General features: G+C 53.6%; 11 protein-coding genes. 6 read left to right on the top strand and 5 right to left on the bottom strand.

Going from position 1 to position 16,219, the window contains the following annotated elements; translation table 11 throughout:
- Positions 1-395: 395 nt before the first annotated feature.
- The 3 genes from LVJ78_RS00990 to LVJ78_RS12440 all read right to left on the bottom strand — a co-directional run bounded on the left by LVJ78_RS00990 (position 396) and on the right by LVJ78_RS12440 (position 3,588).
- Complete coding sequence (locus LVJ78_RS00990; RefSeq protein WP_132953846.1) at positions 396-926, bottom strand: REP-associated tyrosine transposase; 531 nt, start codon at positions 924-926, stop codon at positions 396-398.
- 1,560 nt (positions 927-2,486) lie between these two features.
- Positions 2,487-2,999 carry a pilin gene (locus LVJ78_RS00985; RefSeq protein ID WP_132953847.1) on the bottom strand — a complete coding sequence of 171 codons (513 nt, stop codon included), beginning with the start codon at positions 2,997-2,999 and terminating at the stop codon, positions 2,487-2,489.
- A gap of 118 nt (positions 3,000-3,117) precedes the next feature.
- A complete protein-coding gene (locus tag LVJ78_RS12440; protein WP_132953848.1) occupies positions 3,118-3,588 on the bottom strand; it encodes a pilin in 471 nt (156 codons plus the stop codon).
- A 1,026-nt stretch (positions 3,589-4,614) separates the two neighbouring features.
- On the opposite strand from LVJ78_RS12440, the gene LVJ78_RS00965 reads away from it, so the two are divergent.
- From LVJ78_RS00965 to LVJ78_RS00940, 6 genes are all read left to right on the top strand, one after another.
- Complete coding sequence (locus LVJ78_RS00965) at positions 4,615-5,514, top strand: patatin-like phospholipase family protein (RefSeq protein ID WP_132953849.1); 900 nt, start codon at positions 4,615-4,617, stop codon at positions 5,512-5,514.
- A gap of 740 nt (positions 5,515-6,254) precedes the next feature.
- Positions 6,255-7,358, top strand: a complete 1,104-nt coding sequence (prfB, locus tag LVJ78_RS00960) for a peptide chain release factor 2 (RefSeq protein ID WP_132953850.1) — start codon at positions 6,255-6,257, stop codon at positions 7,356-7,358.
- Positions 7,359-7,457: 99 nt separating this feature from the next.
- Positions 7,458-8,000, top strand: coding sequence for a hypothetical protein (locus LVJ78_RS00955; protein ID WP_132953851.1), 543 nt, complete (start codon positions 7,458-7,460; stop codon positions 7,998-8,000).
- A gap of 307 nt (positions 8,001-8,307) precedes the next feature.
- Positions 8,308-9,519 carry a PQQ-binding-like beta-propeller repeat protein gene (locus LVJ78_RS00950; RefSeq protein ID WP_132953852.1) on the top strand — a complete coding sequence of 404 codons (1,212 nt, stop codon included), beginning with the start codon at positions 8,308-8,310 and terminating at the stop codon, positions 9,517-9,519.
- 624 nt (positions 9,520-10,143) lie between these two features.
- Positions 10,144-11,124 carry a 4-hydroxythreonine-4-phosphate dehydrogenase PdxA gene (gene pdxA, locus LVJ78_RS00945; RefSeq protein WP_132953853.1) on the top strand — a complete coding sequence of 327 codons (981 nt, stop codon included), beginning with the start codon at positions 10,144-10,146 and terminating at the stop codon, positions 11,122-11,124.
- A 31-nt stretch (positions 11,125-11,155) separates the two neighbouring features.
- On the top strand, positions 11,156-11,398 hold the full coding sequence (locus tag LVJ78_RS00940; protein ID WP_132953854.1) for a cytochrome-c oxidase: 243 nt from the start codon (positions 11,156-11,158) through the stop codon (positions 11,396-11,398).
- Between the two features lie 70 nt (positions 11,399-11,468).
- Here the strand turns inward: LVJ78_RS00940 and purB are convergent, their stop codons facing one another.
- Positions 11,469-12,839, bottom strand: a complete 1,371-nt coding sequence (purB, locus tag LVJ78_RS00935; protein ID WP_132953855.1) for an adenylosuccinate lyase — start codon at positions 12,837-12,839, stop codon at positions 11,469-11,471.
- A 501-nt stretch (positions 12,840-13,340) separates the two neighbouring features.
- On the bottom strand, positions 13,341-15,620 hold the full coding sequence (gene metE, locus LVJ78_RS00930; protein WP_132953856.1) for a 5-methyltetrahydropteroyltriglutamate--homocysteine S-methyltransferase: 2,280 nt from the start codon (positions 15,618-15,620) through the stop codon (positions 13,341-13,343).
- Positions 15,621-16,219 lie beyond the last annotated feature (599 nt).

Below are 16,219 nucleotides of genomic sequence, written 5' to 3'. Positions count from 1 at the left end.
GGTTTATGCCCCCATGCCGTCTGAAAAAGAAAAGGCCGTCTGAAAGAAAAGTTTCAGACGGCCTTTAAATCAAAAACCTTAAACCCGAAAAACGCGTGCGTGCCTATGGCACACACCCTACACACAAACCAAGAAACCGCCGCTCGACGGTAGGGTGTGTGGCGCAAGCCACGCACGCGTTTGGCGGGGAAATGGTTTATGCCCCCATGCCGTCTGAAAAAGAAAAGGCCGTCTGAAAGAAAAGTTTCAGACGGCCTTTAAATCAAAAACCTTAAACCCGAAAAACGCGTGCGTGCCTATGGCACACACCCTACACACAAATCAAGAAACCGCCGCTCGACGGTAGGGTGTGTGGCGCAAGCCACGCACGCGTTCTCAAATATAAACGCCAATCCCTATTCCCCCAAATTCATCACCGAGCTTTCCTTACTTCCGCCCCAATCCAACGCAAACAAGCCTCGCCGGACATCACGGTGGAATGAAGAAAACGGCCACTCTTTCACGCTATTCACCAAGCCATGTTTCACCGGGTTGAAATACACATAATCCACACACCGCCGCAAATCAGCATCATCGCATACCGTATGTTCATAAAAGCGCCGTTGCCAAATCCCTTTTTCCCGCCGCCGCTTCTTACTTGCAGAAATATTTTCAAGCGATTCGAATGCATCGGAAAATTTCGTTTTCAACAAACGCCAGCGCAGCGAATAATCATCATCGCCATCAGGCAAAGCCCAAACCGCATGAATATGATTCGGCAACACACAAACCGCCACCGTTTCAAAAGCATAACGTTGTTGCACAAAAGCATAAGCTTCACGCAGCAAATCAATTTGCTCGACCAGCAGGCAGGATTTTGAATTTGCCAATTTTACCGTAAAGAAAAACGTGCCGCCCGCAAGATAATTCCGACGATAATGAGACATTTATTTCCCTTGTTATTATTTGTTCGTTTCAATCATAGCAAAGCGCTTAGAAAAGAAAAGCCCGTCTGAAAGAAAAGTTTCAGACGGCCTTTATTTCCAAAATCAAAAACCCGAAAAACGCGTGCGTGCCTGTGGCACACACCCTACACACAAATCAAGAAACCACCGCCCAACGGTAGGGTGTGTGGCGCAAGCCACGCACGCGTTTAGCGGGTGGAATGGGTTATGCAGGCTACGCTGGCTTGTTATTAGTTACTCGTTTCAATCATAGCAAAGCGCTTAGAAAAGAAAAGGCCGTCTGAAAGAAAAATTTCAGACGGCCTTTGTTTCCAAAATCACAAACCCGAAAAACGCGTGCGTGCCTGTGGCACACACCCTACACACAAACCAAAAAACCGCCGCCCGACGGTAGGGTGTGTGGCGCAAGCCACGCACGCGTTTGGCGGGTGGAATGGGTTATGCAGGCTACGCTGGCTTGTTATTATTTGTTCGTTTCAATCATAGCAAAGCGCTTAGAAAAGAAAAGGCCGTCTGAAAGAAAAATTTCAGACGGCCTTTATTTCCCAAATCACAAACCCGAAAAACGCGTGCGTGCCTGTGGCACACACCCTACACACAAATCAAGAAACCACCGCCCAACGGTAGGGTGTGTGGCGCAAGCCACCACGCGTTTGGCGGGTGGAATGGGTTATGCAGGCTACGCCGTCTGAAAAAGAAAAGCCCGTCTGAAAGAAAAGTTTCAGACGGGCTTTATTTCCAAAATCAAAAACCCGAAAAACGCGTGCGTGCCTGTGGCACACACCCTACACACGAATCAAAAAACCGCCGCCCAACGGTAGGGAGTGTGGCGCAAGCCACGCACGCGTTTGACGGGTGGAATGGGTTATGCCCCCATGCCGTCTGAAAAAGAAAAGCCCGTCTGAAAGAAAAGTTTCAGACGGCCTTTATTTCCAAAATCAAAAACCCGAAAAACGCGTGCGTGCCTGTGGCACACACCCTACACACGAATCAAAAAACCACCGCACGACGGTAGGGTGTGTGGCGCAAGCCACGCACGCGTTTGGCGGGTGGAATGGGTTATGCAGGCTACGCTGGCTAATCGTACCTACGGAAACGAACGCAAACCGCGTAGGTACGATTAGCGCAGCGTAATCGTACGCATGAAACTCACCGCACACCCAAAAACCAAACAAGCCGTCTGAATAGCCAAGTTTCAGACGGCTTGTGAGGTTTTCATCAACTTAACGCCGATAGCGTGCGCGATGTGTGCGATGCATGCGTACGATTACGCCGCCTTTGGGCGGCGTGCGTACCTACGGCGCTGCATTCAAAGCGACATCCGACGTAGGTACGATTAGCTTTGTCAAAACAAAGCGTAATCGTACGCATGAAACTCACCGCACACCCAAAAACCAAACAAGCCGTCTGAATAGCCAAGTTTCAGACGGCTTGTGAGGTTTTCATCAACTTAACGCCGATAGCGTGCGCGATGTGCGAAACGCATGCGTACGATTACGCCGCCTTTGGGCGGCGTGCGTACCTACGGCGCTACGGCGCTGGCTACGGCGCTTTCATGGTGCAATTGTTCACATCCAACCCGGTGTTGGCGGCGGCGGCGGGCAGGGTGATTTCACATTGCCATGCGCCATCGGTGTTGCGCAGCATTTGGATGGTGGCGCCGTTTAGCACGGAAGCCACGTCGCCGCCCATCTCGCCTTCGAGCCCTTGGAATGTGCCGCCGCTGCCGCTGATGGTGGCCAGGCGGATGATGTTGGAAGCGGGATTGCTGCCGTTGAGGCCGATGTATTCGTAGGTTTTGCCGTTATCGCCGGTTTGGCCGTCCTGGCTTTCGTCCACGGTGGGGAAGCCACCGCGCAGTAAGATGGTTTCGATGGCAACGCGGGTGGAATTCAGCTCATACACGGCGCGGGTGAGCTGGGTTTTGGCCACATATTGCTGGTAAAGCGGCAAGGCAACAGCGGCAAGAATGCCGATAATCGCAATAGTGATCATCAGCTCAATCAGGGTGAAGCCGCGAATAAGGCGGCTTGGCGGAAATTCATGTGCATACATAGTCGTGCCTTTGGCTATGTTGGGATTTTCTTATTATTCAGGGGCGGTCATCCGAGCGGAAACCGCTTATAAAAACGCACCGCAGATTAAGCGGTGCGTTGATTTAAGTTACTACTTATTAGCTGGCAGTCTTAGTGCAGCCAGCCGGTCGGTATTTCTCATCAGCATCGGTAGAGCAAGCCCAAGAACCATCGGCAGAACGGGTCCAAATAACTTTTTTGCCGGCAATCGCAGTAGCAGCGCTGTCACCAAAAATACCGGTAATAGTTGCAGCAGTACCATCCATTTTTACAGAGGGAATCTCAGTCATCAAGTTCGATTTGGTTGCACCTAACTGGCAGTTACCGGCGGCAGTACCAGCAGCAGTACCAGCAGCAGTACCAGCAGCAGTAACAACAGTAGTACGACCATTCAACATACAAGTTTCTACTATAGTTTTCAGTGAACCGGTTTCACCAACCACGCGGGTTACTTGCGAGCTGGCAATATAGTTTTGATACAGCGGCAGCGCGATTGCTGCCAAGATGCCGATAATCGCCACAACGATCATCAACTCGATCAGGGTAAAACCTTTTTGAATAGCTTTCATGTGTTTGAACTCCAGTTAAAATGTGAATAGTTTGTTATGAAAAAAAATCCCGTAATGTGCTTGGCACGTTTTTTTATGGTTACTGCTAATACTGCTCAGGGTACAACAATGAAGAAGGAATACTGCACCGTTTGGGCTTGGCTGCCGCTGCTCTGTTTCGGCTGCGGCCTTGGCGGTTGATTTTAGTTAAGCATTCGGTGTGCCAGATTTTGGATTTTGTGAAATTAAATTATTATTTTGTTGATTTTATTTGCGTTTATTTTTATTTTTGGGGGAATATTTGCGGTGAAAATCGGGGGCTTGGGGCTGCCGCAGATTGTTAGGCTGACAAAATTTGTCATTTTTTTGCCATTTTCGGGAACTTTTTTCGGCATGGTGCGCTTTTGCGGCGTGCGTACGCATGAAATCTTCGGTTTTTATAAAACAAACACAGGCCGTCTGAAGAAGAGGTTTCAGACGGCCTGTGTGCCATGCGTACGATTACGCTGCGCTAATCGTACCTACGCCTTGCTGATTCTCGAATCCGACATTTGGCCGCAAGGCCGAATAGGCGCGATATGCTTGCTCTTCGAGCAAGTGTCGGATTCGAGCATCCGGCCTATGCCCTGCATCGCCCGCCAAACGCGTGCGTGGCTTGCGCCACACACCCTACCGTCGGGCGGCGGTTTCTTGGTTTGTGTGTAGGGTGTGTGCCACCGGCACGCACGCGTTTTTCGGGTTTAAGGTTTTTGATTTAAAGGCCGCCTGAAACTTTTCTTTCAGACGGCTTTTTCTTTTCAGACGGCATGGGGGCATAAACCATTCCACCCGCCAAACGCGTGCGTGGCTTGCGCCACACACCCTACCGTCGGGCGGTGGCTTCTTGGTTCGTGTGTAGGGTGTGTGCCACAGGCACGCACGCGTTTTTCGGGTTTAAGGTTTTTGATTTAAAGGCCGTCTGAAACATTTTTTCAGACGGCCTTGATGTTTCTTTAAGCGCGGGCGCGTTATAATGCGGCTTTTGTTATCACGCTGATTTTAAACGCTATGCTTACTTTATCTTTTGCCCGCCCTGCCCGCCGCGCTTTTTTATATGCTGCTGCGGCGCTTTTTTTGGCCGCTTGCGGCAGCACGCAGGCGCCGGCGCCCAAGCCGCAGCCTGCGGCCAAGCCGGTGGTGGCGCTGGCGCTGGGCGGCGGGGCTTCTAAGGGCTTTGCCCATATCGGCGTGATCAAGGTGTTGCGCCAAAACAATATTCCGATTGATATGGTGACGGGCACGAGCGCGGGCGCGGTGGTGGGCAGCCTTTATGCTTCGGGCATGAGCCCCGACCGGCTGGAATTGGAAGCGGAAATTTTGGAAAAAGCCGATGTGGTGGATTTAACTTTATCCACCACGGGCTTTATCAAGGGGCAAAAGCTGCAAGATTATATCAACCGCAAGGTGGGCGGTCGCGCGATTCAGGATTTGCCGGTGAAATTTGCGGCGGTGGCCACGGATTTTTCGAGCGGCAAGATGGTGGCGTTTAACCGGGGCAACACGGGCCAGGCGGTGCGCGCTTCGGTGAGCATTCCGAATGTGTTTCAGCCGGCGGTAATCGGCGGGCATAAATATGTGGACGGCGGCCTCTCGGCGCCGGTGCCGGTAACGGCGGCGCGCAATATGGGCGCGAATGTGGTGATTGCGGTGGATATTTCCGCCCGCCCGGCCAAGCTTTCGGATTCGGGCTTTTTCTCTTATTTGGATCAGAGCCTGAATATTATGAGCGTGTCGGCGCTGAATCAGGAATTGAGCAAGGCCACGGTGGTGATTAAGCCCAAGGTGCAGCAATTGGGCGCGGTGGGCGGCTTTGATCAGAAGCACCAGGCCATCAAGCTCGGCGAAGAAGCAGCGCGCGCGGCTTTGCCGCAGATTCGGGCGGCGCTGGCGAAATATCCGGCGCGCTGATTTTTGCGGGGTGGTGTTTAATGGTTATTCACATTAATCGGTTGTGATTGAATACGATGCCGTCTGAAAGATTTTTCAGACGGCCTTTTTTAAATTTAAGTTTTCATAGGCCGGATACTTGTATCCAACATTCACCGCAGCGCTGATGCTTGTTCTGCGAACAAGTGTCGGATTCGAGAATCCGACCTACGCCTGCTGATGATTGCATGTGACGCAAACCGCCGTAGAGGCCGTAGTACGCATGGCGCACAGGCCGTCTGAAACTCTTTTCCAGACGGCCTGCGACCTTTGCAAAATGCCCGTTCCGTCGCTCCTGCGCAGGCAGGAGCCCAGCCTGAAGCGCAGCTTCAGTTGTCGGGCAAATAGTCGCCACCAATACGAAAACAATCAAATATTTGATTTTATAAAGAATTTATTCTTTTTAAGAATGCATGAGGCAAGCAAAGCGCTGCTTTGCACCGGGCACCCGCCTGCGCGGGTGCGACAGATATCTGGTTTTGCAAAGATCTCAGGCCGTCTGAAAAATGTTTTTATGTGTTCAGACGGCCTGGTTGGGTTTTGGGTGTGGTGCAAGCGCCATGCGTACGATTACGCTGCGCTAATCGTACCTACGCAGGTTCTACGCAGTTTCGCCGTTTCCGCAGGTCGGATTCGAGAATCCGGCCTGCGCGGTTGCGCTGCCCCAAAGTTTTAAAAATCCAGTACAATACTCGGTTGAATTCGATAGCGAAAAGAAGATCATGGAAGCAGAAGCCATCAACCAGCTCAACAATACTTTATCCGACCTTGAGGGCCGCAGCGCGGATATCCGCGTGTATCTCGATTATGCGGGCAAAAAAGAGCGCCTTGAAGAGGTGGTCGGCCTCTCGGAAGACCCCGAGCTTTGGAACGACCCGAAAAAAGCGCAGGAAATCGGCAAAGAGCGCAAAATGCTCGAGGGCATTGTGCTCACGCTCGAGCACATCGCCACGGGCATCGACGACAACCGCATGTTGATTGAAATGGCGGTGGAAGAAGCCGACGAAGCGGGCTTTGCGGCGGTGGAGCAAGATGTGGCCGCGCTCGAGGCGCAAATGGCCGATTTGGAATTCAAGCGCATGTTCAACCAGCCGGCCGACCCCAACAATTGCTTTATCGACATCACCGCCGGCGCCGGCGGCACCGAGGCGGAAGATTGGGCGGGCATGCTTTTGCGCATGTATTTGCGCTATGCCGAGCGCAAAGGCTTTAAAGTGGACGTGCTCGAGCAGGACGACGGCGAAATCGCAGGCGTAAACCGCGCCACCATCCGCTTAGAGGGCGAATATGCCTACGGGCTTTTGCGCACCGAAACCGGCGTGCACCGCTTGGTGCGCTATTCGCCTTTTGATTCGAATAATAAGCGCCACACTTCGTTTTCATCGGTGTTTGTTTACCCCGAGGTAGACGACAGCATTGAAATCGACATCAACCCGGCCGATTTGCGCATCGACACTTATCGCGCTTCCGGCGCGGGCGGCCAACACATCAACAAAACCGATTCGGCCGTGCGCATCACCCACGAGCCCAGCGGTATTGTGGTGCAATGCCAAAACGACCGCTCGCAACACGCCAATAAAGCGGCCGCCATGGAAATGCTGCGCTCGAAATTGTTTGAGCTGGAAATGCGCAAGCGCAACGAGGAAAAGCAGGCGCTCGAAGAGGGCAAAAGCGATGTGGGCTGGGGCAGCCAAATCCGCTCTTATGTGCTCGATTCTTCGCGCATCAAAGATTTGCGCACCGGCCACGAAGTGGGCAACACCAAAGCCGTGCTCGACGGCGATTTGGACGGCTTTATCGAAGCGAGCTTGAAACAGGGCGTGTGATGCAGAAGGCCGTCTGAAAGAAACTGCGGCTGTCTGGAACTTTTCAGGTTTCAGACGGCCTTTTTATTATCTTTAAAATATGACATTGGAGATAATAAAATGGATTGGGGCGCGGCAAGTGAATGGGCAAATGCCTTTATTGCAACCGTGGCGCTTTTTTTAGCCTGGAAAGCAGGCACACGCGCCAAGCAGCTTTATGAAGACGGTAAAAATAATGAAAAAATGCAAGAGCAGCTGCGCCGTCGCAGTGAGCCGGCCAAGCTTTCGGTGTGGTTTGCAGCACAAAAACAAGGTACTTATGCTTGGGGGCTGGTATTGAACAATGTGGCCGAGCGCCCTTTTTACGACTTGTTGATTGAGGGCGAATATTGCGCCACCACGCCTACCGTCCATTTCAGCTATCAATATGTGAAAGTGATTCCGCCGGGCAGGTTTTTCGTGCCCTATAAACATAAGGAACCGGAGGGCCAATATCTTTTCGATCACCCAAAAGACTACGATGACGGGCTGCTCACCCCATTACTAACCAGTAAAAAACACATTATCCACCGCATCAGCTTTACCGACAGCGATGGTTTTCAATGGGAAAGCGACGGCTTGGGCAATTTACGGGAAAAATCAAACCCCGCAATTTCAATTTAAACCGCGCAAAACAGCTGTAGGTCGGATTCTCAAATCCGACATTTGGCCGCAAGGCCGAATACGCGCGATATGCTTGCTCTTTAAGCAAGTGTCGGATTCGAGAATCCGATCTACGTGCTGCAAAGGCCGTCTGAAAAAAGTATTCAGACGGCCTTTTTATCATTATTGCCACATAAAAACCACGCAATAATAATGAATACAAACCGTATTGGCGGTGGAAAAGTCGTGCTATGATGAAAATGTTTTGAGGCCGTCTGAAAAAAACCAAACACATTCCTCTGCCAAAAGCAGCCTTTCATCGGCTGCTATGTTGCATCTGGACCCCAACAATCCCAACCAAAAATACGCCACCAGCTCGCCTAACAGCTGGTCCACCGCCAGCGCCGATGAAAAGCTGGGGCTGGCCTATTTCCCGATGGGCAACCGCACGCCCGACCAATTGGGCATGTATCGCAGCCCCGCCGAAGAGAAATATTCCTCATCAGTGGTGGCGCTTGATTTGAAAACCGGCCAAGCGCGCTGGGTGCAGCAATTTGTGCACCATGATTTGTGGGATATGGACACGCCCGCCCAGCCCAGCCTGGTCGACATCACCACCGCCAAAGGCGTGGAGCCGGGTTTGGTCGTGCCCACCAAGCAGGGCGATGTGTATGTGCTCAACCGCGCCACGGGCGAAGCGATTATCCCCATCGGCCAAGTGGCTGCCGGCTCCACCCAAACCATACCCGAAGATTGGGCTTCGCCCGTGCAGCCCGTGTCGGGCTTGAGCTTCAACCCCGAGCCGCTGAGTGAGAAAAAAATGTGGGGCGCGAGCCTCGTGGATCAAATGCTTTGCCGCATCGAATTTAACAAGCTCAATTATTCCGGCCGCTACACCCCGCCCTCGCTGGAAGGCACCATTGTGTATCCCGGCAATTTCGGCGTGTTTAACTGGGGCTCGATTGCGGTTGACCCGAAAAAGCAAGTGATGTTCGGCATGCCGCTGCATTTGGCCTTTGTGTCTAAGCTGATTCCGCAAAGTGAAATCAACAAAGGCGGCGGCGTCAACACCGGCGAGCATGGTGTAAACGCCAATGCCGGCGCGCCCTACGGCATCAGCCTCACCCCCTTCCTCTCACCCATCGGCGTGCCCTGCCAGCAGCCGCCCTGGGGCTTTGTGGCCGCCGCCAGCCTGCAAAACGGCAAGATTTACTATCAGCGCAAAAACGGCACCATCCGCAATATGAACCCGCTGGGGCTGGCCATTAAAATGGGCGTGCCCGGCATCGGCGGCCCGATGATTACCGGCAGCGGCGTGGTGTTTATGGCAGCCGCCGTCGACAACAATTTCCGCGCTTATGATCTCGACAGCGGCGATGTGTTGTGGAATGTGGAAATCCCCGCCGGCGGCCAAGCCACACCGATGACTTACCTCAACAGCCAAGGCGAGCAAATGGTGGTGCTGGTGGCCGGCGGCCACGGCTCGGTGGGCACCACGCTGGGCGATTATGTGCTGGCTTATAAGCTGGAAGCACAATAACCGCAAGAGTTGGCAAGCGAAGGCCGTCTGAAGTCATAGTAGGTACGATTAGCGCAGCGTAATCGTACGCACGCATTCTCCCAATTGCGCGCAAGCAAAGGCCGTCTGAAACTTTAATCTTCAGACGGCCTTTAACATTCTGTGCAAGTGATTCAACCCCAGCCGCACGCCAACCATGGCGCGTAGCTTGGGTTGCCAAACCCAACATTTCAAGCGGTTTGAGGGATTGGTTGGGTTTCCAACCCAACCTACGCGCCGGAAGCACAATAACCGCAAGAGTTGGCAAGCGAAGGCCGTCTGAAGTCACAGTAGGTACGATTAACGCAGCGTAATCGTACGCACGCATTCTCCCAATTGCGTGCAAGCGAAGGCCGTCTGAAACTTTAATCTTCAGACGGCCTTTAATATTCTGTGCGGATGATTCAAATTATACCAATCCAAAAAAATAACCTAACTTCGTTGTCTCGCCTTGCCGTACTAGTTGTACTGTCTGCGGCTCGCCGCCTTGTTAGCTTACTTTTTTGAATTGGTATTAAGCCAAACCCAGCAAACCGCCGCGGCTGGATTTAGCCGCCGCTTCGCTATATACTGATTCGCATATCCATCCACACCACGAGCATCATCATGACCGTTCCCATTTTGGCCGTTACCAGCGGCGAGCCGGCCGGCATCGGCCCCGATATCTGCCTGGATTTGCCCGAAGCCGATTTGCCCTGCCGCTGCGTGGTGCTGGGCGACAAAACCTTATTGCAGGCGCGCGCCCAAGCGCTGGGCAAAAGCGTGCAGCTGCAAGACTACGATGCCGCGCGCGCACCGGCCGCCGGCGTGCTCGAAGTGTTGCATATTCCCCTGCGCACGCCTTGCGAAGCCGGCCGCTTGAGCACAGAAAACGCGCCTTATGTGCTGCAACTGCTCGACCGCGCCTATGAGGGCGTGCAGGCGGGCGAATTTGCCGCTCTGGTGACCGCGCCGCTGCACAAAGGCATTCTCAACGATGCAGGCATTGCCTTTACCGGCCACACCGAATACTTGGCCGAAAAAAGCGGCACCGACCAAGTGGTGATGATGCTCGCCGGCGGCGGCTTGCGTGTGGCGCTGGCCACCACCCACCTGCCGCTTAAAGACATCGCCGCCGCCATCAACCGGCCGCTGATCGAATCGGTGGCTACCATTCTCGCGCAAGATTTGCGCAGCAAATTCGGCGTGAAAAACCCGAATATCCTCGTTACCGGCCTCAACCCGCATGCCGGCGAAGGCGGCCATTTGGGGCATGAAGAAATCGACATCATCATCCCCGCGCTGGAAGCATTGCGCGCCGGCGGCATGAATATCCACGGCCCTTATCCGGCCGACACGCTTTTCCAGCCCTTTATGCTGCAAGGCGCCGATGCCGTGTTGGCCATGTACCACGACCAAGGTTTGCCGGTGTTGAAATACGCCAGCTTCGGTAAAGGCGTCAACATCACCTTGGGGCTGCCCTTTGTGCGCACCTCGGTGGATCACGGCACCGCACTCACGCTGGCCGGCAGCGGCAAAGCCGATTCCGGCAGCCTAATTGTGGCGGTAGACACCGCCCTGGCCATGGCGCAGCACCACCGCGCCTGAAGCCGGATTTTCACGAAAAAAGGAGCACAAGATGAGCCTGTTTAAAAAAAGCCCGCCCGATTTGGGCAAAATCAAGCCGCAGCCTTATGAAAGCTTTGAAGAAGCCGAGCAAAAGCGCGAGCAAGATGCCGTGGCCGTCAACCCGCCGCTCACCGAGCAGCAGCAAGCCGTGGTGCGCGAGCAGGCCGGTATCAATCCGGTAACGCAGCTGGTGGGCGATGTGGTTAAGCCCACCGATCACAGCGTGCCGGACGCCGGCGACAAGCCCGATTAAGCAGATGCACAAAGGCCGTCTGAAACCTTTCAGACGGCCTTTTGCTGTGCTATCAAAATCAAATGCAAAATCAAATACGCCGCGCCAATTCCTCGGCTTTGCCCACATAAAGCGCGGGGGTGAGTGCGTGCAATTGCGCTTTGGCTTCGGCGGGAATCTCCAGCGCGTTGATAAACACCGTGAGCACTTGCGGCGTGATGCCTTCTTTGCCGCGCGTGAGGTCTTTGAGTTTTTCATACGGATTGGCCACGCCATAGCGGCGCATCACCGTTTGAATCGGCTCGGCCAGCAATTCCCAAGTGGCATCCAAATCGGCGGCCAGCGCGGCGGGGTTGGCTTCGAGCTTGTTCAGGCCGCGCAGGTGCGATACCAGCCCCAAAATGGTGTAGCCCGTGCCCACGCCCATATTGCGCAACACGGTGCTGTCGGTGAGGTCGCGCTGCCAGCGCGAGAGCGGCAGCTTTTCGGCCAAAAAGCCCAACACCGCATTGGCCATGCCCAAATTGCCTTCTGAATTTTCAAAATCAATCGGGTTTACCTTATGCGGCATGGTGGAAGAGCCCACTTCGCCCGCTTTCACTTTCTGTTTGAAATAGCCCAGCGAAATATAGCCCCACACATCGCGGTTGAAATCAATCAAAATGGTGTTGATGCGCGCGATGGTTTGGAAAAATTCCGCCATATAATCATGCGGCTCGATTTGGATGGTGTAGGGGTTGAACGTGAGCCCCAGGCCGCGCTCGACAAAAGCTTGGCAGTGCGCTTCCCAATCCACATCGGGATAAGCCACCATGTGCGCATTGTAATTGCCCACCGCGCCGTTGATTTTGCCCAAAAATTCCTGCGCCTCGATTTGGCGGATTTGGCGCTGCAAGCGATAAAGCACATTGGCGATTTCCTTGCCCAGCGTGGTGGGTGTGGCCGGCTGGCCGTGGGTGCGGCTCATCATCGGCACCGCGGCCAAATCGTGCGCCAGCGTTTGCAGCTTGGCGGTGATTTCGGCCAGATGCGGCAGCAGCACCTGCTCGCGCGCCTCTTGCAGCATCAGCGCGTGGGAAAGGTTGTTGATGTCTTCGCTGGTGCAGGCAAAATGAATGAATTCGCTGGCATCGGCCACTTCGGGCACACCTGAAAAGCGCTCTTTGAGCCAATATTCGATGGCTTTCACATCGTGGTTGGTGGTGGCTTCGATGGCTTTCACCGCCGCTGCATCATCGAGCGAAAAATCGGCGGCCACTTTGTCGATTTCGGCAATGGTGAAATCGCTGAATGCGGGCACTTCCACAATTTTCGGCTCGGCCGCCAGCGCTTTGAGCCAGTTTAATTCCACTTTCACACGCGCCCGCATCAGGCCGTATTCAGAGAAAATCGGGCGCAGCGCTTCAACAGATTTCGCATAGCGGCCGTCGAGCGGCGATAAGGCGGCAATAGTATTGATCATTTTCGTTTTCCTGTGGTGGGCAGCCAAAAGGCACAATGCCGCCGATTATACCTCAAGCCGCCGGCGGCGGGCGCATGGGTGGCGCGATTTTTGGGCGGCGGAGCGTGAAAGCAGGGCGGGGGAAATCCCATAAGCAAGGTCAAACTTGAAAATAACGAAATGAAAGCTTTAATTAAAAAGGCCGTCTGAAACTTTGATGTTCAGACGACCTGCTTGGGTTTGTGGATACAAGTTTTATGCATTCCACGATTAAGTGCGCACCTATGCGGCTAGGCGTAGGTCGGATTCGAGAATCCGACGTTTGGCCATCAGCCAAAGTGATATGCGTGCCTTGTTCTGCGAACAAGTGTCGGATTCAAGAATCCGACCTACGGTTGCTTTCTACAATCAAAAATGCCGTCTGAAAACTTTCAGACGGCATTTGAACTGCATATAAGCCGTAGGGTTTCATGCGTACGATTGCGCCGTAAAAAGCGCGGCGTGCGCACTATGCCCTATTGCTTATTTGGCAGCCAATTCGGCGCGCAGCTTTTTGGTTACTTCCATCATCACTTTCAGCTGCTCGATGGTTTCCGGCCAACCGCGGGTTTTGAGGCCGCAGTCGGGGTTGACCCACAAGCGCTCAACCGGCACCACGTCCATCGCTTTGCGCAGCAAATGCTCCACTTCGGCGGCGGTGGGCACGCGCGGGCTGTGAATGTCGTACACGCCGGGGCCGATGTCGTTCGGGTATTTGAAATCGCCGAAGGCGGTGAGCAAATCCATATCCGAGCGTGAAGTTTCGATGGTGATCACATCGGCATCCATTGAAGCAATGGCGGGCAGAATGTCGTTAAATTCCGAGTAGCACATATGGGTGTGGATTTGGGTGCTGTCTTCCGCGCCGGTGCTGGAAAGGCGGAATGATTCGCACGCCCAGGCCAAGTATTCATCCCATTGCGCTTTTTTCAGCGGCATGGCTTCGCGAATGGCCGGCTCATCGATTTGAATCACTTTGATGCCGGCTTTTTCCAAATCCAGCACTTCATCATTCAAGGCCAGCGCAATTTGTTTGGCCACCACGCTCAAGGGCACATCATCGCGCACGAACGACCATTTAAACATGGTTACCGGGCCGGTGAGCATGCCTTTCATCGGGCGGCTGGTGAGCGTTTGCGCGAAAGAAGACCAATAAACCGTCATCGGATTGGGGCGGGAAACGTCGCCGAAAATAATCGGCGGTTTCACGCAGCGGCTGCCGTAGCTTTGCACCCAGCCGAATTGGCTGAAGCAATAGCCGGCCAATTGCTCGCCGAAATATTCCACCATATCGTTGCGCTCGGCTTCGCCGTGCACCGGCACATCGATTTGCAGCTTTTCCTGCTCTTCCACGCAATAAGCGATTTCTTTTTTCATCGCCGCATCGTAATCGGCCGCGCTCAATTCGCCTTTTTTAAAGGCCGCGCGCGCTTGGCGGATTTCGGTGGTTTGCGGGAATGAGCCGATGGTGGTGGTGGGCAGAATCGGCAATTTCATCCATTCTTGCTGCGCTTTGATGCGCTCGGCAAACGGCGATTTGCGCTGATCGGCGCCTTTGGGCAGATCGGCCACACGCTTTTGCACCGCTTCGTTGTGGATCAGCTTGTTGGTGGCGCGGTCAGCCGCGGCGGCATCAGATGCGGCAATGGCTTCTTTCACGCTCTCTTTGCCGTGTGCCAGGGCTTGTTTCACTGCGCCCAGCTCAACCAATTTTTGGGCGGCAAACGCCATCCAAGATTTGATTTCGGCATCGAGCTTTTCTTCCACCGCCAAATCTTGCGGGCTGTGCAAGAGCGAGCAGCTCGGCGCAATCCACAAATTATTGCCCAATTTGGCCGCCACCGGTGCCAAAGTGTCAATCACTTTGCTCAAATTGGCGCGCCACACGTTGCGGCCATCAATCAAGCCCACCGACAACACTTTGTTTTCCGGCCAAGCATCGGCAAACACCGCCACGCTTTCGGGCGCGCGCACGGCATCGATGTGCACACCGTGCACCGGCAGGTTTTTCAGCAGATTCAGATGCTCGGCCACTGAAGCAAAATAAGTGCCGATAATAATGCGCACGCCGGTGTTGGCCAGCTCTTTATACACAGCCGGGAAAGCATCGAGATAAGGCTTGGGCGCATCCACCGCCAAAATCGGCTCGTCGATTTGAATCCAATCCACACCCTCGGCGGCCAATTCGCGCAGCAATTGCGCATAAGCGGGCAAGAGCTTCGGCAGCAGGGTTGCCACGCGGCAGCCAAATTCTTCTTTCTTTTTACCCAGCCACAAAAGGGTGAGCGGGCCCACCAGCGTGGGCTTGATATCGTGGCCCAGCGCGCGCGCTTCTTTGATTTGGGCAATCAGATTGGCAGAATGCGCGGCAAATTCGGTGTCGGCATGCCATTCGGGCACGATATAGTGATAGTTGGTGTCAAACCATTTGGTCATTTCCATCGCAAACTGCGTGGCATTACCGCGCGCCAGCTGGAAATATTCGGGCAGGCTCAGATTGGCCGCATCAAAACCGAAGCGCTTGGGAATGCAGCCCAGCGCCACTTGCGTGTCGAGCACTTGGTCGTAAAACGAAAAATCGCCCACCGGCAGCAAATCGGCACCGGCCGCTTTTTGCGCCGCCCAGTTCAAACGGCGGATTTCAGCCGCCACCGCCTGTAACTCAGCCTCGCTTTTCGCGCCTTTCCAAAAAGCCTCTACGGCAAATTTCAACTCGCGCTTCGCGCCGATGCGGGGATAGCCGCTCAAATGGAATGTGTTCATATGGGTTTCCTGTTGGGTATAAGGGGATAAATCTTTCGATGCTGCTATATTGAATAACTTTTTTCAAGGAAGCAAACGCTTAATTTGCATGGTTTCATGAATTTTAATCATGGGCTTTGCGAGGCCGTCTGAAAGGTTTCAGACGGCCTTATACCAATTCAAAAAAGTAAGCTAACAAGGCGGCGAGCCGCAGACAGTACAGATAGTACGGCAAGGCGAGACAACGAAGTTAGGTTATTTTTTTGGATTGGTATTAGCCGGTTTTAAATCGTTTGTTTGCTTAAGGCCGGATGAGTGCAGTTTACAATGGCATTGGTTTTGGTTAGCGGTGTCGCCGGGATTAAAGATGCCGTCTGAAAGCAAGCGTAATTCGCATGTAGAATGTGTGCCATAGGCATACTCGCTTTTTCTCATTGAGCAGCAAGGGAGCAACAAGGCCGTCTGAAAGATTAATGTTTCAGACGGCCTTGAGTTTCTTGCCATCAAAAGCTGTGAAGAATAAGCCTGTTAAGATGCGTGCGTGCCTATGGCACACATTCTACACACAGGACACAGGCTACGCTTGCTTGACTACCTTTACGCTTGCTGTCCCAACTCAA

It is taken from the genome of Uruburuella suis (assembly GCF_022870845.1).
Classification (GTDB): Bacteria; Pseudomonadota; Gammaproteobacteria; order Burkholderiales; family Neisseriaceae; genus Neisseria; species Neisseria suis.
Note: the sequence above shows the minus strand (reverse complement) of the source record. Positions and strands in the feature narration are given on the sequence as shown.